We start from the raw sequence: 24,826 nt of genomic DNA on the forward strand, positions 1-24,826 counted from the left end.
CCGAAGCGACGGCGGACGAAACGGGGGAGAGCGCTCGGCGCGCGCCGTTGCCAGGCGCTGCCGGCCTCGGTCGCGTTACGGTGCGACGCTGACCGGACGTTCGATATCGGTTGCCCGGCCCCAGTCGTTGATGCTGCCGAACTCGACGGTTGCACTTGCGGCGGGCGCGCCGGCGAGATCCTTGATCGGGAACCGCTGCGTGCTTCGGGGCAGCACGTAACCCATGCCGGCGTCGTGCTTGCGGCCGCCGGACTTCAGCTGCACGTTGCCGAAATTGACGACGTACGGTGTCGGATTGCTGGCCTCGAGTGCATAGCCGCCGTCGCCGCGAACCACGCGCCAGTCGACTTGCATGGGGGCGTCGTCCGCGCTGCCGGCCAGCCCGGCGGGGCGATACATGAGCTTGATGCGTGAGCGGAACGCCAACTGGATGCGGTTGCGGTTCTCGGTCGCGGCGGCCTTCGGCGGCACTTCGAGCACGTTCAGCCAGAACAGCGATTCCCGGTCGGCAGGCAGCGGTTCGCCGGTATGCACGAGACGCAGCGTCTGGCCGTTGCCGGCTTCCATCCGGAACATCGACGGCGTGAGCGTGAACGGCACGTCGATGTTCTCCGGCAACGCGCGGCTGTCGCCTTCGTCGAGCCAGGCCTGCACCAGTGCCGGACGCTTGCTGTCGTTCGTGAGCTGGATCGTGACTTCGCGCTCCGTGGACGGGAAGATCACGCGTGTGCCGGCGATCACGACGCTCGCGTCGGCCTGTGACGCGAACGCTGTGACCGCGAGGGTCAACGTACGGAAGAGCTTCAACAGTTTCATGGGCGTGAGAATCGGATCGTTGGGGGCAGGGAGCGGGCGGAAACGGCGGTTTCCGCGTCGCGCGGCGTGACGGGCGGAGATCGCCGGAGCGGCGATCTCCACGCGCGGGCCCTTACTGATAGATGAGCGAGTACTCGACACGCGACGAGACGTCGCCGGCCTTCACGGCGCCTGCGGCGTAGTACTCGGCGAAGTAGTTCACTTTCGCCTTGCCGTCGGCATCGATCGCGACCATCTCGGTGTTCGCGCCGGTTTGCGCGCCGACCGGGATGTGGTTCTGCTGCGAATCCAGCACGTTGATCTGGACGCCTTCGGCGGACTTCGCGCCCGAGTCGATCGTCAGTCGACCGCTTGACTGATCGACGTTCGAGCCGTTCTCGAACACGACGCCGACCTTCACCGGGTTGTCGTCGCCGACCGTGCAGCCCGTCAGCGCAAGCGAGAACGCACTGCGACCGGCGACGGAGCCGACATCGGCGAGCGCGGTGGTGCTGACCGGCGGCAGCGGGACGGTGAGATCCGATCCGCCATCGACGCTGCACGTCGACGCGATGATGTTGCCGCGGAAGGTGACGCTGCCGTCAGCCGCGTGGGCGGCCGACGTAAAGGCCGCGCCGGCGGCGAGGAGCAGGAACGGGATTGCGCTGCGCTTGATGATTCGCATAGTTAAATCTCCAAATAAACTTCGGTTTTTGAAGGCGCCGATTGAATTTAAATCTCGGAATGGCGCGTTTCGGATCAAATTATGCGATCTATGTAAGGCGTTTGTAATTTGACGGGTGCTAATAGATAGCGATTTGATCTAGTACTCGTACTAATTTGTTTTTTGCCGGAGTTGGCAGGCGGAGGAGGGACGGCAGGAAGGGCTCGCGTGGGCGAGCATGCGATACCGGAAACCGGTCGCGAGGCCGATTTCGGCGGGGCGCTATTCGAAGCGAAGCGGAATTGGAATAACCGGCCGACGGAGCATGAGGGCGGCCGGCATGACGTGTCGCGCCCGGGTTATGTGATGCGACGCGCGCGGCTGCGCGCGCCGCGTCGCACTATCGTCGGGTGGTCGAGTGGTCGAGCGCCGCTCGTCAGGCCGCCGGCGCGTCGATCGCCGGATCCAGGCGGCGATAACCCTCGGTCGCGCGCAGCAGCGTGCGCGTGTAATCGCGTGCGACGTGGCCGGTGCGCACGTCCTCGATCCGCAGCTGTTCGACGATCTCGCCATGCTGCATCACCGCGACGCGCTGGCACAGGAAGCCGATCACCGCGAGGTTGTGGCTGACGAGGATCATCGTCAGGTTGCGTTCGCGATGCAGGCGGCGCAGCAGGTTCAGGATCTCCGCCTGCACCGACACGTCGAGCGCGGACGTCGGCTCGTCGAGCAGCAGCACGCGCGGCTCGACGATCAGCGCGCGCGCGATCGCGACGCGCTGCCGCTGGCCGCCCGACAGCTGGTGCGGATAGCGGAACCGGAACGCGGGGCCGAGGCCGACCTCGGACAGCGCGCGGGCGATGCGCGCATCGGTGTCGCCCATGCCATGGATCGACAGCGGCTCGCGCAGCGTCTGGTCGACCGTGAAGCGCGGATGCAGCGACGCGTACGGATCCTGGAACACCATCTGCACGTGACGGCGAAAGGCGCGATCGGGCGTGCCGCCCACCGGCCGGCCGTCGATCGACAGGCTGCCGGACGCGAGTGGCACGAGGCCCGTCAGCGCGCGCAGCAGCGTCGACTTGCCGGAACCGGACTCGCCGACGAGCCCGAACACCTCGCCGTCGCGCACCGCGAAGCTCGCGTCGCGCACGGCGTCGACGTGACCCGTGCGGGTCGGGAAGCGGATCGATGCGTGATCGACGTCGATCATCGTGCGGCCTCCTGTCGATCGGCGGGCGTGCCGGCGTGCGACGCGGGTTCGAGCCACGCCGGATCGCGCCGCAGCACGGGCAGTTCGTCCGGCGGGTTCGCGAGCGGCGGATTCGCCGCGAGCAGCCCGCGCGTGTACGGATGCGTCGCGTCGCGCAGGTCGCGCGCGGCGCAGGTTTCGACGACGCGGCCCGCATACATCACCGCGACGCGATCGCAGAACGACATCACGAGCGGCAGGTCGTGGCTGATGAACATGAGGCCCGTGCCGTGCCGCGCGATCATCGCATCGAGCACCGCGAGCACCTGCATCGACACCGCGACGTCGAGCGCGGAGGTCGGTTCGTCGGCGATCAGCAGGCGCGGGCCGGTCGACACCATCATCGCGATCATCACGCGCTGGCCCATGCCGCCCGACAGCTCGTGCGGATACGCATCGGCCACGCGCGCCGGATCGCGAATCTGCACGGCCGCGAGCGCATCGACGATCCGCTCGCGCAGCGCGCGGCCGCGCAACTTCGGCTCGTGCCGCCGGAACGCCTCGCCCATCTGCTTCGCGACGGTCATCACCGGGTTCAGCGAATACTTCGGATCCTGCAGGATCATCCCCATCTGACTGCCGCACAGGCGCCGGCGCTCGCCGGCCGACATCGCGAGCAGGTCGTGGCCCGCGAAGCGCATCGTGCGGGCCGACCAGCGTGCGGCGTCGGGCAGCAGGCCGAGCAGTGCGCGGCCCGTCAGCGATTTGCCGGAACCCGACTCGCCGACGATGCCGAGCCGTTCGCCCGGCGCGAGCGTCAGCGACAGGTCGCGTACCGCGTCGGACACGACGCCGTCGTGCCCGCGAAACCCGATCCTCAGGCCGTCGATCTCGCAGAGCGGCGCGGCGGCGTCGGTGGAATTCAGTGGCATGTCACGCTCCATGACGCGGATCGAAGACGTCGCGCAGCCCGTCGCCGAGCAGGTTGAACGCGAGGCTGACGAGCAGGATCGCCGCACCGGGCAGCGTCGCGACCCACCACGCGTCGAGCAGCACGTTGCGGCCCGACGCAACCATGAAACCCCATTCGGGGCTCGGCGGCTGCGCGCCGAGGCCGAGGAAGCCGAGGCCGGCGACGGTCAGGATGATGCCGGCCATGTCGAGCGTCGCGCGCACGATCACCGACGACATGCACAGCGGCACGATGTAGCGCAGCAGGATCCGCGGGCCCGATGCGCCTTGCAGCCGCGCCGCATGGATGTAGTCGGCCTGCGCGATGCGGATCGTTTCCGCGCGCGCGAGCCGCGCATACGCGGGCCACGCGGTGATCGAGATCGCGACGACCGCGTTGATCACGCCCGGCCCAAGCGCGGCCGCGAACGCGAGCGCGAGCACGATCTTCGGGAAGGCGAGCGCGATGTCGGTGATGCGCATCAGCACGCTGTCGGTGAAGCCGCCGCAATAGCCGGCCGTCGTGCCGATCATCAGGCCGATCGGCACGACGATCACGACCACGAGCAGCGCGATGCCGAGCGTGAGGCGCGAGCCGCCGATCAGCCGCGAGAGTATGTCGCGGCCGAGCTGGTCGGTGCCGAGCCAGTGCGATGCCGAGCCGGGCGGCAGCAGGCGGTCGGACAGCACCTGGCGCAGCGGATCGTGCGGCATGATCAACGGGCCGACGATCGCGACGACGATCAGCGCGACGAGGATCGCGAGTCCGAACAGGTTGAGCGGATTGACCGCGAAGCGGCGCCAGCGGCGATAAGCGAGGCCGAACGCGGCCTGCGAGCGCGACGCGGGCGCATCGGAGAGAAGCCACGCGCGCAGCGTGAGACGCTCGGCATTCATGATCGGACGACCTTCGGCATGGACGAGGAAAGAAGCAGGGTGGAAGCGGTCATGTCGAAGCGGCCCTCAGCGCGCACGCGGATCGAACACGCGATACAGCGCGTCGGTCAGCAGGTTGACGGTGATGAACATCACGCCGATCACGAGCGTCGCGCCGAGCACCGCGTTCATGTCGGCGTTCAGCAGCGCGCCCGTCAGGTACGAGCCGAGCCCCGGCCACGCGAACACGATCTCGGTCAGCACCGAGCCTTCGAGCAGGTTGCTGTACGTGAGCGCGATCACGGTGAGCAGCGGCACCGCGATGTTGCCGAACGCATGCCGCCAGATCACGCGGCGCTCGGACAGGCCCTTCGCACGCGCGGTGACGATGTATTCCTGGCTCAGCTGGTCGAGCATGAACGAGCGCGTCATGCGGCTCAGGTACGCGACGGAGTAGTAGCCGAGGATCGCGGCCGGCAGCGCGATGTGCGACACCGCGTTGCGGAACACATCCCACTCGCCCGCGAGCGCCGCGTCGATCAGCAGGCTGCCCGTGCGCGCGTCGACCATCCCGTCGTACACGGGATCGAGCCGGCCGGGCCCGCCGACCCAGTGCAGCCGCGCGTAGAACAGCAGCAGCCCCATCAGCCCGAGCCAGAACACCGGCACCGAATTGCCGATCAGCCCGACGAAGCGCGCGATGTGGTCGATCGGCCGGTTGTGCTTCACGGCGGCCGCGACACCGAGCGGCACGCCGATCGCGATGCCGATCAGCGTTGCGATCGTCGCCAGTTCGAGCGTGGCCGGGAACACGCGCCTGATGTCGTCGAGCACGGGGTTCGCGGTCAGCAGCGACATGCCGAGATGGCCGTGCAGCACGTCGCGCGCATAGATCAGGAATTGCGTGACGAGCGGCTTGTCGAGGCCGAGCGCGATGCGCTCGGCCGCGTACGCCTCGGCCGATGCGCGATCGCCAAGGATCGCGAGCACGGGATCGATCGGCACCTTGCGACCGATCACGAACGTCAGCGCGAGCAGCCCCGCGAACGTGACGGCGAGCGTGAGCGCCCAGCGCAGCACGCGCAGGGCCCAGCGCACGGCCGGGCGCCGCGCGGGCAGCGTGCGTAGTGCTTCGAGGGAGGAGGCGGGAGTCGACATGCAGCGAATCTTATTGCTTCTTCAGGTTGCGGTACGACACGAGATCGTTGATCGGCCCGACTTCGAGCCCGCTCACGCCGGGCCGCGTCGCGACCTGCGCGACCTTCTCGAACATGATCACGAACGGCGAGTGCGCGAGCATTTCCTTCTGCATCGCCTGGTACCGTTGCGCGCGTTTCGCGGTGGTCGGTTCGGCGAGCGCGGTGTCGGTTTCCTTCGTCAGTTGCGGGATGTCCCAGCTGTTGCGCCAGGCCAGCATTTTATAGCTCGACTTGTCGGAATTGTCCGGGTTCCATGCAAAACCCTGCGCGTTGCTGTGCGGGTCGATGTAGTCGGCCGACCATTCGCCGATGTAGATGTCGTGCTGGCGCGCACGGTATTTCGCGAGCGTCTGCTTGTTGTCGCCGGGGATCAGCTGCACCTTGATGCCCGCCTGCGCGAAGTTCGCCTGCACGGCCTGCGCGATCTCCGTGTACGGATAGTCGTTGCGCACGTCCATCGTCACCGAGAAGCCGTTCGGCACGCCGGCCTTCGCGAGCAGTGCCTTCGCCTTCGCGACGTCGAGCTTGTACGGATTCGCGTTCAGCGTGCCGAGGAAGCCTTCGGGCAGGAAGGTCTGGTGGACCTTGTAGGTCGTCTTCACCACGTTGCCCTGGATGCCCGCATAGTCGACCAGCCACTTCAGCGCTTCCTGGACCTCCGGTTTCGCGAGCGTCGGGTTCTTCGTGTTCAGGCCGAGATACAGCAGCGTCGCCTGCGGCGAGGCCGACACCTTCGCCTTGCCGGATTTCACGACCGACGCCAGATCGTCGGGGCTCAGGTCGCGCGCCGCGTCGACATCGCCGTTTTCCAGCAGCAGGCGCTGGCTGGCAGCTTCGGGCACGTGGCGCAGCACGATGCGCTTCATCGCGAGCGGCAGACGGTAGCCGTCGAAGCGCTGCAGCACGACGCTGTCGCCGGCCGTCCATTTCACGAGCTTGTAGCCGCCGGAGCCGGCTTCGTTGGTCTTCAGCCATGCGTTGCCGAAGTCGTTGCCCTGCTGGTGCGACAGCAGCAGCTTCTTGTCGACCACCGATGCGGGCCACGAGCCGAGCACGTTCAGCACGAAGGTCGGTGCGTACTTCTGGTCGGTCGTGACCGATACCGTCAGGTCGTCGAGCTTCTTCACATTGGCGACGACGTTCGCCTTCGTGAGCCCGATGCCGGTCAGCACGGCGGCCGGGCCCTTGTCGAGCAGCACCGCGCGCTGGATCGACCAGGCGACGTCGTCGGCCGTCAGCGGGTTGCCCGAGTGGAACTTGAGGCCGGGGCGCAGCTTGAACGTATAGGTCAGCCCGTCGGTGCTCACCGTCCACGACTGCGCGACGTCGCCGTTGAATTTCGACGGATCGCGCAGATCGACGCGCACGAGCCGGTCGTACGTGTTCGCGACGTATTCCTCCGGCACCAGCTCGTAGATCTCGCCCGGGTCCAGCGTCGTGAATTCGTCGAGCAGCGTGGCCATCACGAACATGTCCTTCGGCGTTTCCGCGCGCGCGGCAGAAAGCGGAACGGCGGCGAGAACGGACGCGGCGGCCAGTGCCGCGACGAGCCGGGATGTCAGGAAATTCATGTGCGCTCCATCGGTTGTCGAACGTGAACGGGAAGTGGGACGTGCATCACATCAGGTGCCACGGGCCGCTGTCGGCATTGTCGATCTGCGGCAGCGCGCGCGAGCCCGGTAATTCGTAGTGCCACCACTCGCTGTCGATGTGCACGAAGCCGGCCGCATGCATCACGCCGAGCAGCAGCAGGCGGTTACGCTGCACGGCTGCCGGCAGCCCCGCATGGAAGTGGCCCGACTCGGCGACCATCTCGTCGAAGCCGGTACCCATGTCGAGCGGCTCGCCGTCCGCGCCGACGAGCGTCAGGTCGAGCGCGGTGCCGCGGCTGTGATTCGAGCCGCGGCCGAGATCGGCGATGAAGTTCGGATCGGGCAGGAAATCCCACAGCACCTGCTGCGCCTGCGGTGGCCGGTACGCGTCGTAGATGCGCAGCGTGAAGCCGGCTTGCGCCGCGATGTTCACCGCGCGGCGCAGTGCGGCTTCGGCCGGCTCCAGCAGTAGACAGTGCGCGCGGCGGTAGATCGGCTTGCCGGTCAGGTTGCGGTCGGTCGCGTAGACGAGATCGATGTCGACGCGATGCGTGGCGGACGTGATTTCAACGAGGCGGTGAGCGTTCATCGGCGGTTCGGAGGGCACTCGCATTCAGGATTCGAATTGATCGAACGTGCGCTGCAGTTCGCGGTTGCGCGCGACGCGCCGGTCGATCGCCGGACCGAGGCGGTCGACCACGGCCGTGATCAGCAGGTTGAACAGGCAGGTGAGCGGCGCGAGCGAATCCCAGAACTGGCCGACGTCGGTCTTCACCTGCAGCAGGTCGGCCGGCCAGTCGCGCGCCCACGGGCACGAGAGATCGGTGACCAGCGCGAACGGCTGCCCGCGCTCGGCGGCCGCCTGGCAATAGCGGCGCGCGCTGCGCGAATACGCGCGTGTATCGGTGACGATGCAGTACGGCCGCTCGAATTCGGAGTTCAGCGAATCGACGTACGAGCCCGACTGGCCGTCCGAATAGAACACGCGCGGGCGCAGGTATTCGAGGTAGCTGCTGAACGCGTTGCTGATCCCGCGCGTCGACTGGATGCCGAGGATGAACACGGCGTCCGCATGCGCGATCCGGTCGGCCACCTGCGCGAACACCGGGCCTTCGGCGAGCCGGTACACGTGGCGGATCGCATCGAGCTCGCGCTCGAGCGACGACGCGAGCGGACCCCCGCGGCGGTTGCCGTCGGGTTCGGCCGGCTGCGTGCCGGTGGCGCGGCGGTATTCGTCGAGCCGGTCGGTGATCATCCACGGGCGGTCGCCGCCGCCGCGCAGTTCGCGCTTCAGGTCGTCGAGGTTGCGATAGCCGACGCTGCGCAGAAAGCGCCCGACCGAGATGCCGCTGGTGCCGGCCTGCTGCGCGATCTGGTCGGCCGTCTCGAGCCCGAGCCGGTCGAGGTTCGCGAGCATGTAGCTCGCGATGCGCTTGGCCGTCGGCGTCAGCTCGGCATAGCGGGATTCGACGGTACGGGCAAACGCGCAGGTCATCGGCTGTTAGATCGTTGTCGTCGGGTGATCGATTGTCATCCATCTAACAAAGCCAAAATCATCCGCGCCAGCGGATAAAAACTATGGTGTGAGGATAGGTGATAGGGTTGAAAGGGCGCGCGAGCAGGGCGGCAGATTATTCCTGACAGGCATATTTTGCGTTTATGTCTGACAGGAATAATTTGCGTTTATGCCTGACAGGAATATACTGCGTTTATTGTCTCCAGGAATCCACACCGTGAATTTCATCGTCAACACGCCCGCGCAACTGGGCGAGATTCTGTCGTCCGCGCGTCAGGCCAAGGGCCTGACGCAGGCCGAAGCAGCGATGCGGATCGGCGTGGGCCAGTCGCGCCTGTCGTTGCTCGAATCCACGCGTACCGAAAGCCTGTCGCTTAGCCAGTTGCTCGAACTGACCGCGTTGTACGGTCTCGAACTCAGCATCCGCACGAAGGACGGGCGCGGCTCCGCCGACGTCGAGTGGTAAGCGATGGGCCGCAAATCGCATACTCGCGCATTGTCAATCTGGGCAAATGGCCAGAGGGTCGGCACGTGGCGGATTCCCGCGCGCGGCGACATGGAACTGCTGTACGACGCAGGCTGGAAGCAGTCGACCGTCGGCCGCCCGTTGTCGCTGTCGTTGCCGTTTGGTGTCGGCGACGCGCCGCTGCGCGGTGAACGCATCAATCACTACTTCGACAACCTGCTTCCGGACAGCGACGTCATTCGGCGCCGCTTGGCCGCAAGGTTCGGCATAGCGACGACCGAGCCATTCGATCTTCTCGCCGCGCTCGGTCGTGACTGCGTCGGGGCGGTGCAATTGCTTGGCGAAGACGATGTGCCGACCGGCCTGGATCGTATCGACGGCACGCCGTTGTCGGATGACGACGTTGCACGTGTGCTCGACCAGGCAAGCGGCGTGGTGGTCGCGGCCGGCGACGACGATTTCCGGCTGTCGCTGGCCGGTGCACAGGAAAAGACTGCGCTGCTGTTTCACGACGGGCGATGGATGCGCCCGCATGGCGCGACGCCGACGACGCATATTCTCAAGTTGCCGCTCGGCCTGGTTGGCAACAAGCGGGCCGACCTCACGGCTTCAGTCGAGAACGAGTGGCTGTGTCTTGCGATCCTGCGCGCTTTCGGCTTGCCGGCCGCCAATGCGGAAATCGTGCAGTTCGGCGCGTACAAGGTGCTGTCGGTCGAGCGTTTCGATCGTGCGTTGCATCGCGACGGCGGGTGGCTGTTACGGTTGCCGCAGGAGGACTTCTGCCAAGCGCTCGGCGTGCCGCCGCACCTGAAGTACGAGTCGCACGGCGGCCCCGGCGTGCCCGACCTGGCAAGTCTCCTGCGCCGTTCGGAAACGGCGCGGGAAGACCTCGACACACTGTTCGCGGCGCTGATCGTTTTCTGGATGCTCGCGGCGCCGGACGGGCATGCGAAGAATTTCAGTCTGCGCCTGCTGCCGGGCGGCCGCTTTCGCCTGACGCCCCTCTACGATGTGATGTCGATCTGGCCGGTCGAAGGCGACGGCGCGAACCAGTGGTCATGGCACAAGGCGAAGCTGGCGATGGCCGTGCACGGCAAACGCAAGCACTACGCGATGCGCGACATTACGCGGCGCCACTTCAGCGCGATGGCCGAACACTGTCTGCTCGGTGATATCGCGACGCCGATCGTCGAGCGCCTCATCGACATGACGCCGCAGGTGATCGAATCTGTCGGTGCGGCGCTGCCTGCCGGTTTTCAGACGCGGGTCGCGGAACGCATTCTGGGCGGACTGCAGTTCGCCGCGCAACGGCTCGAAGAAATGCCGCGGGAATGAAACGCATCCCGGACGGGTTGCCCGGCGTTCGTCGTATTCGCACGCCTTCGTCCAGATGATCGGTAACGCATCGCGATCGGGCTGACACATTTCATCCTCTTCCTGTCGCCATTCCAGGCGTCGCCGCCGCGCCCGGTCGCATTTCCACCTTCACCTGACACGGCCGAGTCATCGGCATCGGCCGCCTGCATCCCGGACCTCGTCGTGCCTCAATCATTACAAAATTAAAGCGAATCAGATTAACTCATTAATTCAGGTTAATAATTCATTTAATTTTTGGATGGATTTGTATTTAACTTGCGTCACGGGATGTTCGATTTTCGATAATCCGAAAAACGGCATGTGTTCCGTAATGAAAATTCACTCAATCGCAGGCATGAAGAGGAAACCATGACGAATCTTTCTCGACGCAAGATGCTGGCGGGAACGGCCGGCGCCATTGCCGCGGCGGGTATCGCCGTATCGGCCAAGGCTGCCTCGTTCGGTAATCCGGACCGACCGCCGGAAGGCGCGGTGAATGCGCGCAACCGCCAGAGCCTGACCGACCCGGGGCCCAAAAACCCGGCAATCGCAAATCAATTCCCGTCCTTTCAGGATCCGCCGGCCACCGATATCAACGGCATGCCGTTATTCTGGGCGTCGTTCAATAATGCCCATAAGCGCATTCAAAATGGCGGATGGGCACGCGAAGTCACGCAGGACGATTTTGCGATTTCCGAAACCATTTCCGGCGTCAATATGCGCCTCACACGCGGCGGCATTCGCGAGATGCACTGGCACCAGCAGGCCGAGTGGGCCATCATGCTCGACGGCCGCTGCCGGATCACGGTGCTCGACGAACTCGGCCGGCCATCGGTGCAGGACGTGAAGACCGGCGATCTCTGGTATTTCCCGCCCGGCCTGCCGCATTCGCTGCAGGGCCTCGGCACCGACGGCGCCGAATTCCTGCTCGCGTTCGATAACGGCCGCGCGTCCGAATTCAACACGCTGCTGCTGACCGACTGGGTCGCGCACACGCCGCCCGACGTGCTGGCGCTCAACTTCGGCGTGCCGGCCGACGCGTTCAAGAACATTCCGCTCGACAACCTGTGGATCTTCCAGGGCGACGAACCGGGCCCGCTGGCGGAAGCGCAGCGCGCGTCGGCGTCGTCGGCCGGGGCGCCGCCGCATCCGTTCGTCTTCTCGCTCGGCGACATGAAGCCGGTCAGAAAGACCCGCGGCGGCGAAGTGCGGATCGCGGACAGCACGAACTTCAACGTGTCGACCACGGTCGCGGCGGCGCTCGTCACCGTGCATCCGGGCGGCATGCGCGAGCTGCACTGGCACCCGAACGCGGACGAATGGCAGTACTACCTGCAGGGCGACGCACGGATGACCGTGTTCGACACGGGGCCGAAGGCGCAGACGGCCGACTTCCGCGCGGGCGACGTCGGCTACGTGAAGAAGAGCCTCGGGCACTACGTGCAGAACACCGGCAGCACCGATCTGGTGTTCCTCGAGATCTTCAAGACTGACCGCTATGCGGAAGTATCGCTGTCCGACTGGCTCGCGCATACGCCGCCGCAGCTCGTCGAGGCGCACCTGAACGTCGCGCCGGACGTGATCGCGCAGTTTCCGCGTAACCGTCCCGACGTCGTGCCGCTGTAACGCCGCCGCCTCGGCCGGCAGGCGGCATGCCGGCCACGGCGCCAAAAATTCAGGAATCCTTCCTCATTCGAACGGAACCTCACCATGATTCCCGTCACGAGCAAACCCGCCGGCGGCTTCGCGCTGCCGGATTTGTCGACCGCGCACACCGACGGCGCGGCGCGCGCCGCGCTGGAAGGGCGCCGCACCGGCGTCGCCGCGCTGCTGCCGTTCGTCGGCCCGGCCGTGATCGCGTCGATCGGCTACATGGATCCCGGCAACTTCGCGACCAACATCCAGGCCGGCGCCGCGTACGGCTACCGGCTGCTGTGGGTCGTGCTGGCCGCGAACGCGATCGCGATGCTGTTCCAGGCGATGTCCGCGAAGCTCGGCATCGTGACCGGCCGCAATCTCGCGGAGCTGTGCCGCGACCGCTTTCCCGCGCCGGTCGTGTGGGGCATGTGGGTCGCGTCCGAGATCGCCGCGATGGCGACCGACCTCGCCGAATTCCTCGGCGGCGCGCTCGCATTCGGGCTGTTGTGCCACCTGTCGCTGTTCACGGGGATGATCGCGACGGCGCTCGCGACCTGCGCGATCCTCGCGCTCGAAAAGCGCGGCTTCCGGCCGCTGGAAGCCGCGATCGCGGCGCTGGTCGGCGTGATCGGCGCGTGCTATCTCGGCGAGCTGCTGATCGCGCCGCAAGATTGGCATGCGGCCGCGTTCCACCTGGTCGTCCCGCAGATTCCGGACCACGCGGCGCTGACGATCGCGGTCGGGATCATCGGCGCGACGATCATGCCGCACACGCTGTATCTGCATTCGGGTCTCACGCAGGATCGCAACGCGCCGCGCGACGACGCGGAGCGGCGGCGGCTCGTGCGTTTCTCGAACCGCGAGGTCGTCGTCGCGCTCGGGCTGGCCGGGTTCGTGAATCTCGCGATGGTGATGATGGCGTCGTCGGCGTTTCACGCGAGCGCGCCGGGCATGACCGACATCGGCGACGCGTATCACACGCTGATCCCGGTGCTCGGGCCGGCGGCCGGCGCGCTGTTTCTCGTCGCGCTGCTGACGTCGGGCGTGTCGAGTTCGGTGGTCGGCACGATGGCCGGGCAGGTCGTGATGCAGGGCTTCATCCACCGCCGCATGCCGGTCTGGGTGCGGCGCGCGGTGACGGTCGTGCCCGCGTTCGCGGTGGTCGCGCTCGGCTGCGACGTCACGCGTGCGATGGTCGCGAGCCAGGTCGTGCTGAGTTTCGTGCTGCCGCTGCCGATGATCGCGCTGCTGTTGCTGTCGGCGCGCGCGGACGTGATGGGTGCCTACGCGATGCGACTGCCGCTGCGGATCGTCGCGGGGGCGGCGACGGTCGTGATCGTCGGGTTGAATGCGTACCTGGTGTGGGCGGCCTTCAATTGAACGGCAGCGGGCCGGCAGCCTACTGCTGCATGTCCGGCGCCTCGCGAAGCCGCCAGATGTTGTCCCACAGCCATTGGAACACGGCCTGGTAGACGCCGGCCGTGGTCATGTCATGCAGCACGATCTTCTTGCGGGCCAGCGGGCCGAAGCGGTTCAGTTCGGCGAGCGTCTGCTCGTACGTATGCGTGGTGTCGATGAACAGCAGGTCGGATGCCAGCGGCTCCATCGCCAGATCGTCGGCGATCCTGAATTCGAAGTCGACCGACAGGTCTCGCGCGACCAGCTCCAGTTCGTGCCGGATGCGGAAGTGCTCGTCGGAGATGTCGACCGACACGCGAAGCGACTTCGGTGGTGGGCGCCATCGCCAGGACCCGCCGGCCCCCACGGCGCCGGCCATTGTAGATCGCCGGCCGTCGCCCGGCACCGCGCCGGCACATCGGTCGCGGCGATTACCCGCGCGCCGGCAGGGCCGGCCGCGCGGGCAGCCCCGATTACTTCGCGAGCGTGCGGTATGACACGAGGTCGTTGATCGGCCCGATTTCCGGCCCGGTCACGCCGGGGCGCGTCGCGACCTGCACGACCTTCTCGAACATGATGATGAACGGCGAGTTCGCGAGCACGGCCTTCTGCAGCGCGTCGTAACGCTGCGCGCGCTTCGCGGGCGACGGCTCGACGAGCGCGGCCTCGGTGTCCTTCGTCAGTTGCGGAATGTCCCAGCTGTTGCGCCACGCGAGCATTTTCGTCGGCGACTGGTCGGAGTTGTCCGGATTCCACGCGAAGCCGCGTGCGTTGCTGTTCGGGTCCATGTAGTCGGGCGACCACTCGCCGACGAAGATGTCGTGCTGGCGCGCGCGATACTTGCCGATCGCCTGCTTCGCATCGCCGGGAATCAGCTTCACGCGGATGCCGCCCTGCGCGAAGTTCGCCTGCAGCGCCTGCGCGATCTCGAGGTACGGATAGTCGTTCGGCATGTCCATCGTCACGTCGAAGCCGTTCGGCAAGCCGGCCTTGGCGAGCAGCGCCTTCGCCTTCGCGACGTCCTGCTTGTATGGCCGCGCGTTCGACGCGCCGAGGAAGCCTTCGGGCAGGAAGGTTTCATGCACCTTGTAGGTCGTGCTGACGATGTTGCGCTGGATGCCGTCGTAGTCGACGAGCCATTTCATCGCCTGCTGCACCTCGGGCTTCGCGAGGTTCGGGTTCTTCGTGTTCAGGCTCAGGTACAGCAGCGCGGACACCGGCCACGACGTGACCTTGATCTTGCCGGCCTTCGTCAGCGCGGCGAGGCTGTCGGGGCTCAGGTTGCGCGCGGCGTCGGCGTCGCCGTTCTCCAGCAGCAGCCGTTGCGCGGATGCTTCGGGCACGTGGCGCAGCACCACGCGCTTCATCGGGTACGGCGTGCGGTATTTCTCGAAGCGCTGCAGCACGATGGTCTCGTTGGGCGTCCACTTGACGAGCTGGTACGGGCCCGAGCCCGCGTCGTTGGTCCGCAGCCACGCGCTGCCGAAATCGTTGCCTTGCTGATGCGACAGCAGCAGCTTCTTGTCGAAGACCGATGCCGGGCACGCGCTCAGCACGTTGAGCACGAAGCTCGGTGCGTACTTGCGGTCGGTTTCGAGCACGACGGTCTGCGGATCGACCACGCGCACCTTCTGCATCACGTTCGCCTTCGTGAGGCCGAGATCGGCGAGCACGCCGGCCGGCCCCTTGTCGAGCAGGATGGTGCGCTGCAGCGACCACGCGACGTCGTCGGCGGTCACCGGGTTGCCGGAATGGAACGTGAGGCCGGGGCGCAGCTTGAACGTGTAGGTCACGCCGTCGGCGCCGACCGTCCACGATTGCGCGATCTGCCCGTCGAAGCGCGTCGGGTCCTTCAGGTCGACGCGCACCAGGCGTTCGTAGGTGTTCGCGACGTATTCGGACGGCACCAGCTCGTAGATCCCGCTCGGGTCGAGGGTCGTGAATTCGCCGAGCTGCGTGGCGACGACGAAGATGCCGGGCGGCGTGGCTGCCTGCGCCGGCAATGCCGGAACAAGCGCGACGAGCGCGGCGCTGACGAACAGGCGGGACAGCAGGTGCTTCATGCGGGCTCCGTTGAAAGGGAATCGTGGGTGCGATTCTCTCATCGACGGCTGCCCGGATGAAAATATTCGGCGTGCGCGCCGGCGGGGTGGCGCGCAGGAACGAGCCGGGCGGGCGCCCGGCATCGGCAGGTTTAGATCAGATCGCGCAGCGCGCGACCGCGAAGCGCATCGCTTCCTCGGCCGGCTCGTTGCCCGAGCCGCGCACGACCTTGATGACCGAACCGTTGCCCGACGGCGTCAGCGTGACGAAGTACGAGTTCGAGCCGACGGAGATATCGGTCACGCCGTTGTGCTGCGATTGCTCGGTGCCCGACAGGCGGCTGTCGAGGCAGTTGGCGACCGCGTAGGCCGGACGTTGCGACGACACGTAGATCATCGGCGCTGCACCGGAGGCGGAGCCCGAGTCGGACGAGGGAGCGGAACCGCAGGCGGCGAGCAGGGCGGCGGGAAGGAGCAGCAGGAATCGTTTCATGGTGGGTCGTCGTGTGTCTCGTATCGAGGCTGGGGCGCGGGGTAGGCGAAACGCGAAGCTTCGCGACGAAACCGCCCGGAATCGGGCCGTTTTTGACGGACGACGATGCGACAGGCGGCTGACGACGGAGTATACCCGCAGCGTTTGACGGCGTTGGGACGTTGAAACGATTCGATACAACAAGCACCCGCTACCGCATCGCGGCAGCGGGCGTTTCAGGTGATGGCGAATGGGCACTTGCCGGTGTTGTCGATCTTATTGGCCGATCTGGTGGCTGACCGCATTTTCCTGCTGGTTCAGCACGTGCTTTTCGCTCTTCGTGATGTGGCTGCGATCCTGCGCAGCCATGTCCCGCTCTTCCCGGCGGATCTTGCGGTCGTCACGGTGCAGGCGCGCGGCCTCGGCGTGCGACATGTCGCCTTCCTTCACTTCGTGATGGATCCGGCGATTCTGGTTGGCGAGGCGCTGGTTGACCGCTTCGCGGCGCGGATGCGCTTGTTGCCACGGCGTGTCGGCGAACGCGGTGCCGGTCAGCACCGACATCAGGGTCGCGGCAATCGCGAGATGGCGGGTAAGGGCTCGCATGGTGCTTTCTCCTGTCGTTGCGCTCCGGATCGTGGGCGCTTGTCCAAAAAACGCGGAGCGGGCACCGGCTGTTGACGTTTCGGCCTGTATCGATTGCAAGTCTTTATTACGTCTGCGCGTTGCGGTGCGGCCCCGGCGCGTGCAGTACGGGGCCCGACCGTCGCGCATGCGGATCAATGCGCGCCGGCCGCCGCCGCATCGGCATCGCCGCCGCCCGAGCGCACCGGCTTCGTGATCCAGATGAGCGGAATGATCGCGATGAAGATGATCGCCGACACATAGAAGATGTCGTTCAGCCCCATTACGGCCGACTGCGAATCGACCGACGCGTTGAAGAACGCGAGCGCCGAATCGGAGCTCAGGTGCAGCATCGAACGCGTCGTGTCGACCTGCTGCGTGAAGACCGGATTGGTGACGCTCGCCTGTTCGGTGAGCCGCACGTGATGCAGGATCGTGCGGTCGTTCCATGCGTTGCTGATCAGCGACGTGCCCACCGCGCCGCAGAACGTGCGGCCGAAATTCGACAGGCCGGCGGCGGCCGGGATCTTCTCCGGCGGCAGCCCGGACAGGATGATCGACGTCAGCGGCACGAAGAACATCGCCATCGGGATGCCCTGCAGCAGCGTCGGCAAAATGAGATCCCAGCGCGACACGTCGGTGTAGAAGGTCGTGCGCATCATGAACACGACCGCGAAGCCGACGAACGCGAGCGTCGCGATGTAGCGCGGATCGGTGCGCGGCAGCAGGCGCCCCATGACCGGCGTGAGCAGGATCGCGAACACGCCGAGCGGCGCGGTGGCGAGCCCGGAATCGACCGCGCGGTAGCCGAGATAGCCCTGCATCCACTGCGGCAGCAGCACCAGCGTGCCGAAGAACATCCCGTACGCGACCGAGATCGCGATCGTGCCGCCCGCGAAATTGCGCTGCGTGAACAGCCGCAGGTCGACGATCGGGTTCGCCTCGTGAAGCTCCCATACGAGGAAGAACGCGAAGCCGATCAGCGCGACGATGCCGAGCGTGACCACGACGGGCGAGTTGAACCAGTCGAGATCCTTGCCCTTGTCGAGCATGATCTGCAGCGAGGCGACCCACAGCACGAGCAGCAGCAGGCCGATCGTATCGATCGGCATGCGTTTCGTGGCCGATTCACGGTCGCGGAACACGATCCACGTGACGGCGGCCGCGAAGAAGCCGACCGGGATGTTGATGTAGAAGATCCACGACCAGTTGTAGTCGTAGGTGATCCAGCCGCCGAGCGACGGCCCCGCGATCGGGCCGACGAGCGCCGTCATCGACCACAGCGCCAGCGCGCTCGACGATTTCTGCCGCGGCCACGCGCCGAGCAGCAGCGCCTGCGACAGCGGCGCGAGCGGCCCGGCGACCGCGCCTTGCAGGATCCGCGCGGCGAGCAGCGTCGGCAGGTTCGGCGCGATCCCGCACAGCCACGACGCGAACACGAACAGCAGGATCGACGTGACGAACAGGCGCACCTGGCCGAAGCGCTGCGTGAGCCAGCCGGTCAACGGGATCGACACCGCGTTCGCGGCCGCGAAGATCGTGATCACCCACGTGCCTTCGTCGACCGACACGCCGAGGTCGCCCGAGATCGTCGGAATGGCGACGTTCGCGATCGACGAGTCGAGCACGTTCATGAACATCGCGAGCGATACCGCGATCGTGCCGATCGCGAGGCGGCCGCCCGATAACGGGGCTGTAGTTGACGGAGAGGACATGGGTTTCCTGCTTAAGGGGCGTAAGGTGCGGAACGGATGCGGCCCGTTGCGGCGGGCACGCGCGGCCGCGCACGCGCGCGCGAAAGCGACGCACGGACGGCGCGGCTGCTGAACGGAAGGAAGCACGGCGCGCGCGACGCGGCCCGGTAGAGGGAGCCGACGCGTGCGGCGTGCTGCTCGATCGAATGCACGAAGCCGTGGCGGGCTTCGGGAGGCGGAATGCTGCCGGTCAGGAAGGCGGGACGCGCGTGACGCGCCTGCGGGCAGCGGTCAGGCGGCTGCCGTCGCGTGTGGAATGGTTTTGCATCGCGACAGGCTAACGATGTGGCGAGCCGCCATCAACACGTGCCGGCTCATTAATCGATTTCGCTTGCTGCAATAATCGCCGGGCGAACCGTGCCGGTTACGGTGCGGTGCGCCAATCGTCGAACACTTCGGCGAGGAATTCGACGAACGCGCGCACCTTGCTGTCGAGCGTCGCGCGCCGCGGATACAGCACGTGCAGCTCGACGTCGTCGGTCCGGTGCCAGTCGGGCAGCACGATTTCGAGCTCGTTCCGCTCGAGCCGGCGGGCCGTGTAGTGCGTCGAGGCCAGCGCGATGCCGCCGCCGCTGGCGGCCTGGCGCAGCACCGTCACCGATTCGTTGGTGATCAGCACCGGCCGCACCGGCACGTCGGCCACGTCGCCGGCCGCATTGGTGAGCCGCAGCGTGAGGCCGGGCGCGTCGCGGCCGACGAGCAGCAGGTCGTGCTGCGCGAGATCCTGCGGCGTGGCGGGCCGGCCGACGCGGTCGAGATACGCGGGGCTCGCGGCAAGCTTCGCCTGCGACCAGCCGAGCGAGCGCGCGATGTAGCTGGAGTCGGTCAGCACGCCCGCCCGCAGCGCCACGTCGAAGCCATGCTGGACCAGATCGAGCGGGTTGTTGTCGTAGATCAGCACGAGCTGGACCAGTGGGTAGCGCCGCCGAAATTCGGCCAGCGCCGGCTCCAGCTCGAACAGGCCGATCGAGTAGGGCACCAGCACGCGCAGCATGCCCTCCGGCGCCGTGCGCAGCGCGCGGGCCTGACGGTCGGCGTCGAGCAGGATGTCCTCGGCGCGCAGGCAGCGCTCGTAGTAGTCGCGTCCGGCCTCGGTGACGGATACGCGGCGCGTGGTGCGGTACAGCAGCTGGACGCCGAGATCGTCCTCGAGCTGCTTGACCTTGCGGCTCACGCGGCTGAGCGGCATGTCGAGGTGCGTGGCGGCGGCGGTGAAGTTGCCGCGCTCGACCACGCGCAGGAATATCCGGATGCTTTCGAAGTCCATACGGGGTGCTTCAGTGTTCGACCTGCGCGCATCTTACCTTTGCTGGCCGGATCGTTTCATGACGCAGCGATTATCCCGCCCGGTGCAATAACGCATCCCGTCCGCGCCTCTTAGTGGCGGCGGCGCGCCCCCGTATGCTCGCCGCATGAAAATCGCCTTGCCCCATCTACCGCCGCTCGCGGCCGTGCGCACCGCGCTGCGCGACGCCCGGCCCACGCTGCCGCCCGGCGCCCTCGGCTTCGCATTGCGCAACACGGCCGCGTCGCTCCTCGCGCTCTACATCGCCTTCCGGATGAATCTCGACGACCCGAAATGGGCCGCATCGACGGTATGGATCGTCGCGCAGGGCAGCCGCGGGATGGGTTTGTCGAAGAGCCAGTACCGGATTCTCGGCACCGCGATCGGCGCGGCCGTCGCGCTCGTGCTGACCGGGGCCTTTGCGCAGACCCCCGAACTGTTCCTGCCGGCGCTCGCTGCGTGGATCGGCCTGTGCGCGGGCGTCGCGACCTTCCTGCGCAATTTTCGCGCGTATGCGGCGGTGCTCGCGGGCTATACGGCGGCGATCATCGCGATGGACGCCGTTTCCGCGCCGCTGCACGCATTCGATATCGCGATCGCGCGCTTCCTGTACGTCGTGGTCGGCATCCTGTGCGGCGCGGCGTTCGAGACGGTGTTCGCACCCGGTTCGCCGCTGCGCGACGTGCGCAAGCGGTTCGCGAGCTATCTGCAGCGCGCGGTCGCCGTCGGCGCGGGCGCGCTGCGTCGCGAGCCGAACGGCGCGGCCGTGCACCGGCTGTTCGCAGACGCGCTCGAACTCGACACGGCGGCCGAATACGCGGCCGCCGGCGCGCCGCCGGTGCGCAACGCGATCGGCCATCTGCGTACCGCCGTGCTCGGTGTGCTGGCCGCGCAGGCCGCCGGGCAGGCGCTGCACGAGCATGCGGTGCGCAGCGGCGACGCACCGGACCCGCTGGTCGCCGACGCCGCGCGCGTGCTCGACGGCATGGCCGCCGCGCACGAGCCGGGCGCGGAACTCGCGGCGCTGCGCGCGCGGGTGGACGACGCGGTGCGCGCCGAGGCGGCCGAACCGTCCGGCTCGGATACGTCGCGGCTGTTGACGCTCGACCGGCTGGCCGCGGTGCTGGCCGGATTCGAGCGGGCGTTCGCGGGCAAGGCGCTGGTCGACCGGGAGCGTCCGCCGGCGTCGCGCGTGCGCTATGCGTTCCACCGCGACACGGTGCTGGCCTGGCACAACGGCATCCGCGCGTTCATCGCGGTGCTGGCCGCGTCGGCGATCTGGATCGTCAGCGCGTGGCCGTCGGGCGCCGGCTTCGTCACGATCACCGGCGTGGTCTGCGCGCTGTTCTCCACGCGCCCGAACTCGGTGGGCGCAGCCATGGGCTTTCTGAAAGGCACCGCGTGCGCGGCGGTTGCGGGCGCGCTGTGCAATTTTGTGCTGCTGCCGGCGGTGTCGGGTTTCGAGATGCTTGCGTACATCCTCGGCGTGTTCATGATCGGCACCGGCATCGTGATGCGCAATCCGCGCACCGCCGGCATCGGCAGCGGCTTCTCGATCTTCTTCTGGAATTTCACGTCGCCGGACAACACGGTGCGCATCGGCGATGCCGCGTTCCTCAACTCGGCGCTCGCGACGCTGCTCGGAATCGCGTTCGGCGCGCTCGTGTTCGCGCTCGTGTTTCCCGGCGACCCCGGCACGAGCCGGCGGCGCCTGCACGGCGCGGTGCGCCGCGACCTGGCGAGCCTCGCACGCGACCCGCGCGCGTGGCCGGCCAGCGCGTGGCTGAGCCGCACGGCCGATCGCCTCGGCCGCGAACTGGGCTTCGCAGGCAGCCTGCCGCAGAGTCTCATCGAGCGCGACCTGCGCGATCTGCTCGCGGCCTGGACGATCGGCGACAGCCTGCTGGCGCTGGCCGATCTGGCGACGCGCGAGCCGGCGGCGCGCCGGGCAGTCGCGGCCGTGCGCGGGCGGATCGGGCAGGGCGATTTCGTCGGGCTCGAACGGACCTGCGACGTGGCCGCCCGCGCATTGCGGCGGCGCGTGGCCGACCTCGACAGCGACGACGGGCGCGCGCTGCTGCGCGGCGTCGTGCTGGTGCGGACGATCGCGGAGGCCGCTGCTGCGCACAGCCGTTTCCTGCGCGGGCGTCTGCATTGGGCCGCGAGCGGTATGGCGTGGCTCAACTGAGCCTGCCGGGCGTCACTTCTGCAGGCCGCGGCTCGAGGTTCGGTTCGAGCCGCGTGCGCTCGATCGGGCGCGTGAATACGTTGAATTTGGCTGGAGCCGCCTGTGTCACATAAGCGAGGTAGAGAAACGCGGCGCGTAGACCCGTAGTGTCGGGCGGTAGTCGATGACGCTACGCGTCGACGTTCGTCCTTGGATTCGCGACAATCATATACACAGGCTTAACGCCTTCTCGTCACTCACCCTGACGCGTGTCCTTGCGATAATCGGAAGGACTACTGCCGGTCCAGTGCTTGAACGCGCGGCAAAAACCGGTGGCATCGGAAAAGCCAAGATCGAACGCCAGCACTGCCACGCTCGTGTTCGAGTTCGTCAGCCGATCGACCGCGATATCCCGTCGCAGCCCATCTTTCACCTGCTGGAAATGTGTTCCTTCTTCCGCAAATCGGCGATTGAGCGTGCGAACGGAAGTATGCAGCGCCTGCGCAAGGCCCTGAATCGTCAGCGGCTGCGCGATGTTCCGCTCAAGATACTCGCGCGTTCTGGCCACAATGGAGCCATGATGAAATGCGCTGAACGTCCAGTCCCCCGGCGCGCCTTTCAGGAACGCCCATAGCTCGTGTTTCTCGCGTTTGAACAGCTCGGCACAATCCTGGTACGAGAAATAAATGCTCGTCATCCCGGCATCGAAGTGCACCGCTCCGGGGAACAGGAATGCATAGTCTTCGACGTGCCTCGGCCTGGCGAAACTGAACTCGGACCGGTGCAGGATGATCTCTCTGCCTAGCAGCCATGATGCGATGCCGTGCGCCAGCTTCATCATCAACTCATGCCCAAGCGGAGTGACCGGCGTATCAGGCGCCCTTTCCACCAGAGCCAGTCGCACCAGATCGTTCTTCGTCGAAATCTGCAACCGATAGTCATCCAGCAGCAAATTCCAGAAACGCACGAACCGGTTGAACGCGACCAGCACGGTAGGCGCATCCAGCAGGCTGAGCATCAGATACTTCAACGTGCCGCCCCGGATCGGCCTGGACCAGAGTCCCAGCATCTCGTCGTCGAGCGTCGCCGCGACCGTCTTGTACAGCACGACGTACTGCTGGCGCGTGATTCGCGCATCCGGCTGATTCAGAAGCGACTGCGGGATGGCGGCGCTTGCGAGTAACTGTGTCGCCACGTCTTCTCCGTGACGGGTGCGAACGGTGCGCAGCATTCCGTGCAGGAAGTGAGCCGAAACGGTGAGAGAACTTTGTCGGGACAGGTTCATGATTCGCCTATTATGGCGCATTTTGCATATCGAATGGCACGATGCGCCAGTTCTTCACCCGCCCTATGCCTATACTGTCAAGCAATTTCCGTGATTCTTGAAATTTACGAACATTGCCAGATGGCGCATTGCGCCAATTTCTGGCGGCGTTTCTACGTCAGTCAAAAGGGGAGCATCGCTTGAATACGAGACGTATCGTCGTGACCGGGATGGGTATCGTTTCGCCGTTGGGATGCGGCGTCGAATCGGTATGGACCCGTCTCCTGAAGGGGCATTCGGGCCTGGCCGGTTTGCCCGGCGATATCACTGAAGGGATTGCATCGAAGGTCGGCGGCGTGGTGCCCATGTTGACGTCAGACTGTCCATGGGGATTCGATCCGGCGCGCGCGGTAGAGCCCAAGGACCAGAAGAAGATGGACCGGTTCAGCCTGTTTGCGCTCGCCGCGGCGCAAGAGGCCCTGACTCAAGCCGGATGGCAACCTGAATCCGAACACGCACGCGAAAGGACGGCAACCATCGTGGCGTCTGGCGTGGGCGGGTTCGGCGCGATCGTGGACGCCGTCAGAATCACGGATAACCGCGGACCGAGGCGGCTTTCTCCTTTTACCGTTCCCAGTTTCCTTGCCAATATGGCAGCGGGCCATATCTCCATCCGTCACGGCTTTCGTGGCCCCCTGGGCGCACCGGTGACTGCCTGCGCTGCCAGCGCACAGGCCATCGGCGACGCAGCGCGCCTGATTCGGGCCGGCGAAGCCGATATTGCCGTGTGTGGTGGGGCCGAGGCCTGCATCGATCGAGTCAGTCTGGGGTCATTCGCCGCGGCAAGAACCATGTCCACCGGCTTCAATGAGCATCCCGTGCAGGCATCCCGCCCGTTCGATACCGGACGAGACGGTTTTGTGATGGGAGAGGGCGCCGGCATGCTCGTCATCGAAGACCTGGAGCACGCACTGCAACGCGGCGCCACGCCGATCGCAGAAGTGCTCGGTTATGGCACGAGCGCCGACGCACACCACATGACGTCTCCGCCCGATGATGGCGCCGGCGGACGACGTGCAATGGAGCTGGCAATCCGCCAGGCGAATCTTGAACCCGGGATGATCGGGCATTTGAACGCACACGCGACGTCCACGCCCGTAGGCGACATCAGCGAGCTCGCGGCCATCAAGGCGATATTCGGAACAGGTCGAGGCCCCGCCGTATCAGCCACCAAGTCGTCGACAGGACATTTGCTTGGGGCAGCCGGCGGCGTGGAAGCCATTTTCGCCGTGCTCGCGCTGCGCGATCAGCTCGCGCCGCCTACGCTCAATTTGACGCAGCCGGATTCGGCGGCGGAAGGCGTCGACATCGTCGGCGGATCGCCCCGCAAGATATCGACGGAATATGCGATCTCCAATGGCTTTGGTTTTGGGGGTGTCAATGCCAGCCTGGTGTTCCGTCGACTTTGATCCTGGGCTCGAGCCGAATGAAGATCCCGAACGCAGGCCCTGGCGTAAGCGTAGGTCGCGGCGTAGGTTTGCACGCTGATTCCTGTCGGATAAGACGCAGGTACTG

The 24,826-nt window shown here is 66.5% G+C and carries 22 protein-coding genes; 6 read left to right on the forward strand and 16 right to left on the reverse strand.

What is annotated here, in order from left to right; translation table 11 throughout:
- Window positions 1–75: 75 nt before the first annotated feature.
- The 9 genes from CFB82_RS23850 to sapR all read right to left on the reverse strand — a co-directional run bounded on the left by CFB82_RS23850 (window position 76) and on the right by sapR (window position 8,764).
- Window positions 76–816 carry a fimbrial biogenesis chaperone gene (locus CFB82_RS23850; RefSeq protein ID WP_089485535.1) on the reverse strand — a complete coding sequence of 247 codons (741 nt, stop codon included), beginning with the start codon at window positions 814–816 and terminating at the stop codon, window positions 76–78.
- A 112-nt stretch (window positions 817–928) separates the two neighbouring features.
- Window positions 929–1,480, reverse strand: a complete 552-nt coding sequence (locus CFB82_RS23855) for a fimbrial protein (RefSeq protein ID WP_089485536.1) — start codon at window positions 1,478–1,480, stop codon at window positions 929–931.
- 415 nt (window positions 1,481–1,895) lie between these two features.
- Window positions 1,896–2,672 (reverse strand): ABC transporter ATP-binding protein, encoded by a 777-nt coding sequence (locus tag CFB82_RS23860; protein WP_089485537.1) that lies wholly within the window; start codon window positions 2,670–2,672, stop codon window positions 1,896–1,898.
- Window positions 2,669–3,583, reverse strand: a complete 915-nt coding sequence (locus CFB82_RS23865; RefSeq protein ID WP_089485538.1) for an ABC transporter ATP-binding protein — start codon at window positions 3,581–3,583, stop codon at window positions 2,669–2,671. The genes CFB82_RS23860 and CFB82_RS23865 overlap by 4 nt, the downstream gene beginning before the upstream one ends.
- A gap of 1 nt (window position 3,584) precedes the next feature.
- Entirely contained in the window at window positions 3,585–4,499 is a 915-nt protein-coding gene (gene nikC / locus CFB82_RS23870; RefSeq protein WP_006753506.1) for a nickel transporter permease, read from the reverse strand.
- A gap of 66 nt (window positions 4,500–4,565) precedes the next feature.
- Window positions 4,566–5,636 carry an ABC transporter permease gene (locus tag CFB82_RS23875; RefSeq protein WP_089485539.1) on the reverse strand — a complete coding sequence of 357 codons (1,071 nt, stop codon included), beginning with the start codon at window positions 5,634–5,636 and terminating at the stop codon, window positions 4,566–4,568.
- A 10-nt stretch (window positions 5,637–5,646) separates the two neighbouring features.
- Window positions 5,647–7,248: an ABC transporter substrate-binding protein gene (locus CFB82_RS23880; RefSeq protein WP_089485540.1), complete on the reverse strand. Its 1,602-nt coding sequence runs from the start codon at window positions 7,246–7,248 to the stop codon at window positions 5,647–5,649.
- 46 nt (window positions 7,249–7,294) lie between these two features.
- A complete protein-coding gene (gene ddpX / locus CFB82_RS23885; protein ID WP_089485541.1) occupies window positions 7,295–7,858 on the reverse strand; it encodes a D-alanyl-D-alanine dipeptidase in 564 nt (187 codons plus the stop codon).
- 24 nt (window positions 7,859–7,882) lie between these two features.
- On the reverse strand, window positions 7,883–8,764 hold the full coding sequence (sapR, locus tag CFB82_RS23890; RefSeq protein WP_089485542.1) for a sap1 transcriptional regulator SapR: 882 nt from the start codon (window positions 8,762–8,764) through the stop codon (window positions 7,883–7,885).
- A 238-nt stretch (window positions 8,765–9,002) separates the two neighbouring features.
- On the opposite strand from sapR, the gene CFB82_RS23895 reads away from it, so the two are divergent.
- From CFB82_RS23895 to CFB82_RS23910, 4 genes are all read left to right on the forward strand, one after another.
- Complete coding sequence (locus tag CFB82_RS23895) at window positions 9,003–9,251, forward strand: helix-turn-helix domain-containing protein (protein ID WP_089442206.1); 249 nt, start codon at window positions 9,003–9,005, stop codon at window positions 9,249–9,251.
- A 3-nt stretch (window positions 9,252–9,254) separates the two neighbouring features.
- Window positions 9,255–10,586 carry a type II toxin-antitoxin system HipA family toxin gene (locus tag CFB82_RS23900; RefSeq protein ID WP_089485543.1) on the forward strand — a complete coding sequence of 444 codons (1,332 nt, stop codon included), beginning with the start codon at window positions 9,255–9,257 and terminating at the stop codon, window positions 10,584–10,586.
- A 390-nt stretch (window positions 10,587–10,976) separates the two neighbouring features.
- Window positions 10,977–12,233 carry an oxalate decarboxylase family bicupin gene (locus tag CFB82_RS23905; RefSeq protein WP_089485544.1) on the forward strand — a complete coding sequence of 419 codons (1,257 nt, stop codon included), beginning with the start codon at window positions 10,977–10,979 and terminating at the stop codon, window positions 12,231–12,233.
- Window positions 12,234–12,317: 84 nt separating this feature from the next.
- Complete coding sequence (locus tag CFB82_RS23910; protein WP_089485545.1) at window positions 12,318–13,625, forward strand: Nramp family divalent metal transporter; 1,308 nt, start codon at window positions 12,318–12,320, stop codon at window positions 13,623–13,625.
- A gap of 19 nt (window positions 13,626–13,644) precedes the next feature.
- Here CFB82_RS23910 and CFB82_RS23915 read toward each other — a convergent pair whose 3' ends face one another.
- From CFB82_RS23915 to CFB82_RS23945, 6 genes are all read right to left on the reverse strand, one after another.
- On the reverse strand, window positions 13,645–13,959 hold the full coding sequence (locus CFB82_RS23915; RefSeq protein WP_089485546.1) for a hypothetical protein: 315 nt from the start codon (window positions 13,957–13,959) through the stop codon (window positions 13,645–13,647).
- A 157-nt stretch (window positions 13,960–14,116) separates the two neighbouring features.
- Window positions 14,117–15,706 carry an ABC transporter substrate-binding protein gene (locus CFB82_RS23920; protein ID WP_089485547.1) on the reverse strand — a complete coding sequence of 530 codons (1,590 nt, stop codon included), beginning with the start codon at window positions 15,704–15,706 and terminating at the stop codon, window positions 14,117–14,119.
- A 136-nt stretch (window positions 15,707–15,842) separates the two neighbouring features.
- Window positions 15,843–16,178 carry a sugar ABC transporter ATPase gene (locus CFB82_RS23925; protein ID WP_089447886.1) on the reverse strand — a complete coding sequence of 112 codons (336 nt, stop codon included), beginning with the start codon at window positions 16,176–16,178 and terminating at the stop codon, window positions 15,843–15,845.
- 255 nt (window positions 16,179–16,433) lie between these two features.
- Window positions 16,434–16,763, reverse strand: coding sequence for a hypothetical protein (locus tag CFB82_RS23935; RefSeq protein ID WP_089485548.1), 330 nt, complete (start codon window positions 16,761–16,763; stop codon window positions 16,434–16,436).
- A 173-nt stretch (window positions 16,764–16,936) separates the two neighbouring features.
- Entirely contained in the window at window positions 16,937–18,496 is a 1,560-nt protein-coding gene (locus tag CFB82_RS23940) for a DHA2 family efflux MFS transporter permease subunit (RefSeq protein WP_089485549.1), read from the reverse strand.
- 403 nt (window positions 18,497–18,899) lie between these two features.
- Entirely contained in the window at window positions 18,900–19,802 is a 903-nt protein-coding gene (locus CFB82_RS23945; RefSeq protein WP_089485550.1) for a LysR family transcriptional regulator, read from the reverse strand.
- A gap of 145 nt (window positions 19,803–19,947) precedes the next feature.
- Between CFB82_RS23945 and CFB82_RS23950 the strand changes: the two genes are divergently transcribed.
- Window positions 19,948–22,008 (forward strand): FUSC family protein, encoded by a 2,061-nt coding sequence (locus tag CFB82_RS23950; RefSeq protein WP_089485551.1) that lies wholly within the window; start codon window positions 19,948–19,950, stop codon window positions 22,006–22,008.
- A 232-nt stretch (window positions 22,009–22,240) separates the two neighbouring features.
- Here CFB82_RS23950 and CFB82_RS23955 read toward each other — a convergent pair whose 3' ends face one another.
- The gene (locus CFB82_RS23955) at window positions 22,241–23,272 is read right to left on the reverse strand and encodes an AraC family transcriptional regulator (RefSeq protein ID WP_089485650.1); all 1,032 of its coding nucleotides are present in this window, start codon (window positions 23,270–23,272) and stop codon (window positions 22,241–22,243) included.
- Between the two features lie 179 nt (window positions 23,273–23,451).
- Here CFB82_RS23955 and fabF point away from each other — a divergent pair, with 179 nt between their 5' ends.
- A complete protein-coding gene (fabF, locus tag CFB82_RS23960; RefSeq protein ID WP_089485651.1) occupies window positions 23,452–24,720 on the forward strand; it encodes a beta-ketoacyl-ACP synthase II in 1,269 nt (422 codons plus the stop codon).
- Window positions 24,721–24,826 lie beyond the last annotated feature (106 nt).

Source organism: Burkholderia sp. HI2714, assembly GCF_002223085.1.
GTDB classification, from domain to species: domain Bacteria; phylum Pseudomonadota; class Gammaproteobacteria; order Burkholderiales; family Burkholderiaceae; genus Burkholderia; species Burkholderia lata_D.

What these genes read in the sequence shown, in the direction of transcription:
- CFB82_RS23925 (WP_089447886.1), bottom strand. Translation starts at nt 16,178, where the DNA reads ATGAAACGATTCCTGCTGCTCCTTCCCGCCGCCCTGCTCGCCGCCTGC.
- CFB82_RS23905 (WP_089485544.1), top strand. Translation starts at nt 10,977, where the DNA reads ATGACGAATCTTTCTCGACGCAAGATGCTGGCGGGAACGGCCGGCGCC.
- sapR (WP_089485542.1), bottom strand. Translation starts at nt 8,764, where the DNA reads ATGACCTGCGCGTTTGCCCGTACCGTCGAATCCCGCTATGCCGAGCTG.
- CFB82_RS23940 (WP_089485549.1), bottom strand. Translation starts at nt 18,496, where the DNA reads ATGTCCTCTCCGTCAACTACAGCCCCGTTATCGGGCGGCCGCCTCGCG.
- CFB82_RS23910 (WP_089485545.1), top strand. Translation starts at nt 12,318, where the DNA reads ATGATTCCCGTCACGAGCAAACCCGCCGGCGGCTTCGCGCTGCCGGAT.
- CFB82_RS23860 (WP_089485537.1), bottom strand. Translation starts at nt 2,672, where the DNA reads ATGATCGACGTCGATCACGCATCGATCCGCTTCCCGACCCGCACGGGT.
- CFB82_RS23855 (WP_089485536.1), bottom strand. Translation starts at nt 1,480, where the DNA reads ATGCGAATCATCAAGCGCAGCGCAATCCCGTTCCTGCTCCTCGCCGCC.
- CFB82_RS23955 (WP_089485650.1), bottom strand. Translation starts at nt 23,272, where the DNA reads ATGAACCTGTCCCGACAAAGTTCTCTCACCGTTTCGGCTCACTTCCTG.
- CFB82_RS23900 (WP_089485543.1), top strand. Translation starts at nt 9,255, where the DNA reads ATGGGCCGCAAATCGCATACTCGCGCATTGTCAATCTGGGCAAATGGC.
- CFB82_RS23950 (WP_089485551.1), top strand. Translation starts at nt 19,948, where the DNA reads ATGAAAATCGCCTTGCCCCATCTACCGCCGCTCGCGGCCGTGCGCACC.
- ddpX (WP_089485541.1), bottom strand. Translation starts at nt 7,858, where the DNA reads ATGAACGCTCACCGCCTCGTTGAAATCACGTCCGCCACGCATCGCGTC.
- CFB82_RS23875 (WP_089485539.1), bottom strand. Translation starts at nt 5,636, where the DNA reads ATGTCGACTCCCGCCTCCTCCCTCGAAGCACTACGCACGCTGCCCGCG.
- CFB82_RS23935 (WP_089485548.1), bottom strand. Translation starts at nt 16,763, where the DNA reads ATGCGAGCCCTTACCCGCCATCTCGCGATTGCCGCGACCCTGATGTCG.
- CFB82_RS23865 (WP_089485538.1), bottom strand. Translation starts at nt 3,583, where the DNA reads ATGCCACTGAATTCCACCGACGCCGCCGCGCCGCTCTGCGAGATCGAC.
- CFB82_RS23945 (WP_089485550.1), bottom strand. Translation starts at nt 19,802, where the DNA reads ATGGACTTCGAAAGCATCCGGATATTCCTGCGCGTGGTCGAGCGCGGC.
- nikC (WP_006753506.1), bottom strand. Translation starts at nt 4,499, where the DNA reads ATGAATGCCGAGCGTCTCACGCTGCGCGCGTGGCTTCTCTCCGATGCG.
- CFB82_RS23920 (WP_089485547.1), bottom strand. Translation starts at nt 15,706, where the DNA reads ATGAAGCACCTGCTGTCCCGCCTGTTCGTCAGCGCCGCGCTCGTCGCG.
- CFB82_RS23880 (WP_089485540.1), bottom strand. Translation starts at nt 7,248, where the DNA reads ATGAATTTCCTGACATCCCGGCTCGTCGCGGCACTGGCCGCCGCGTCC.
- CFB82_RS23850 (WP_089485535.1), bottom strand. Translation starts at nt 816, where the DNA reads ATGAAACTGTTGAAGCTCTTCCGTACGTTGACCCTCGCGGTCACAGCG.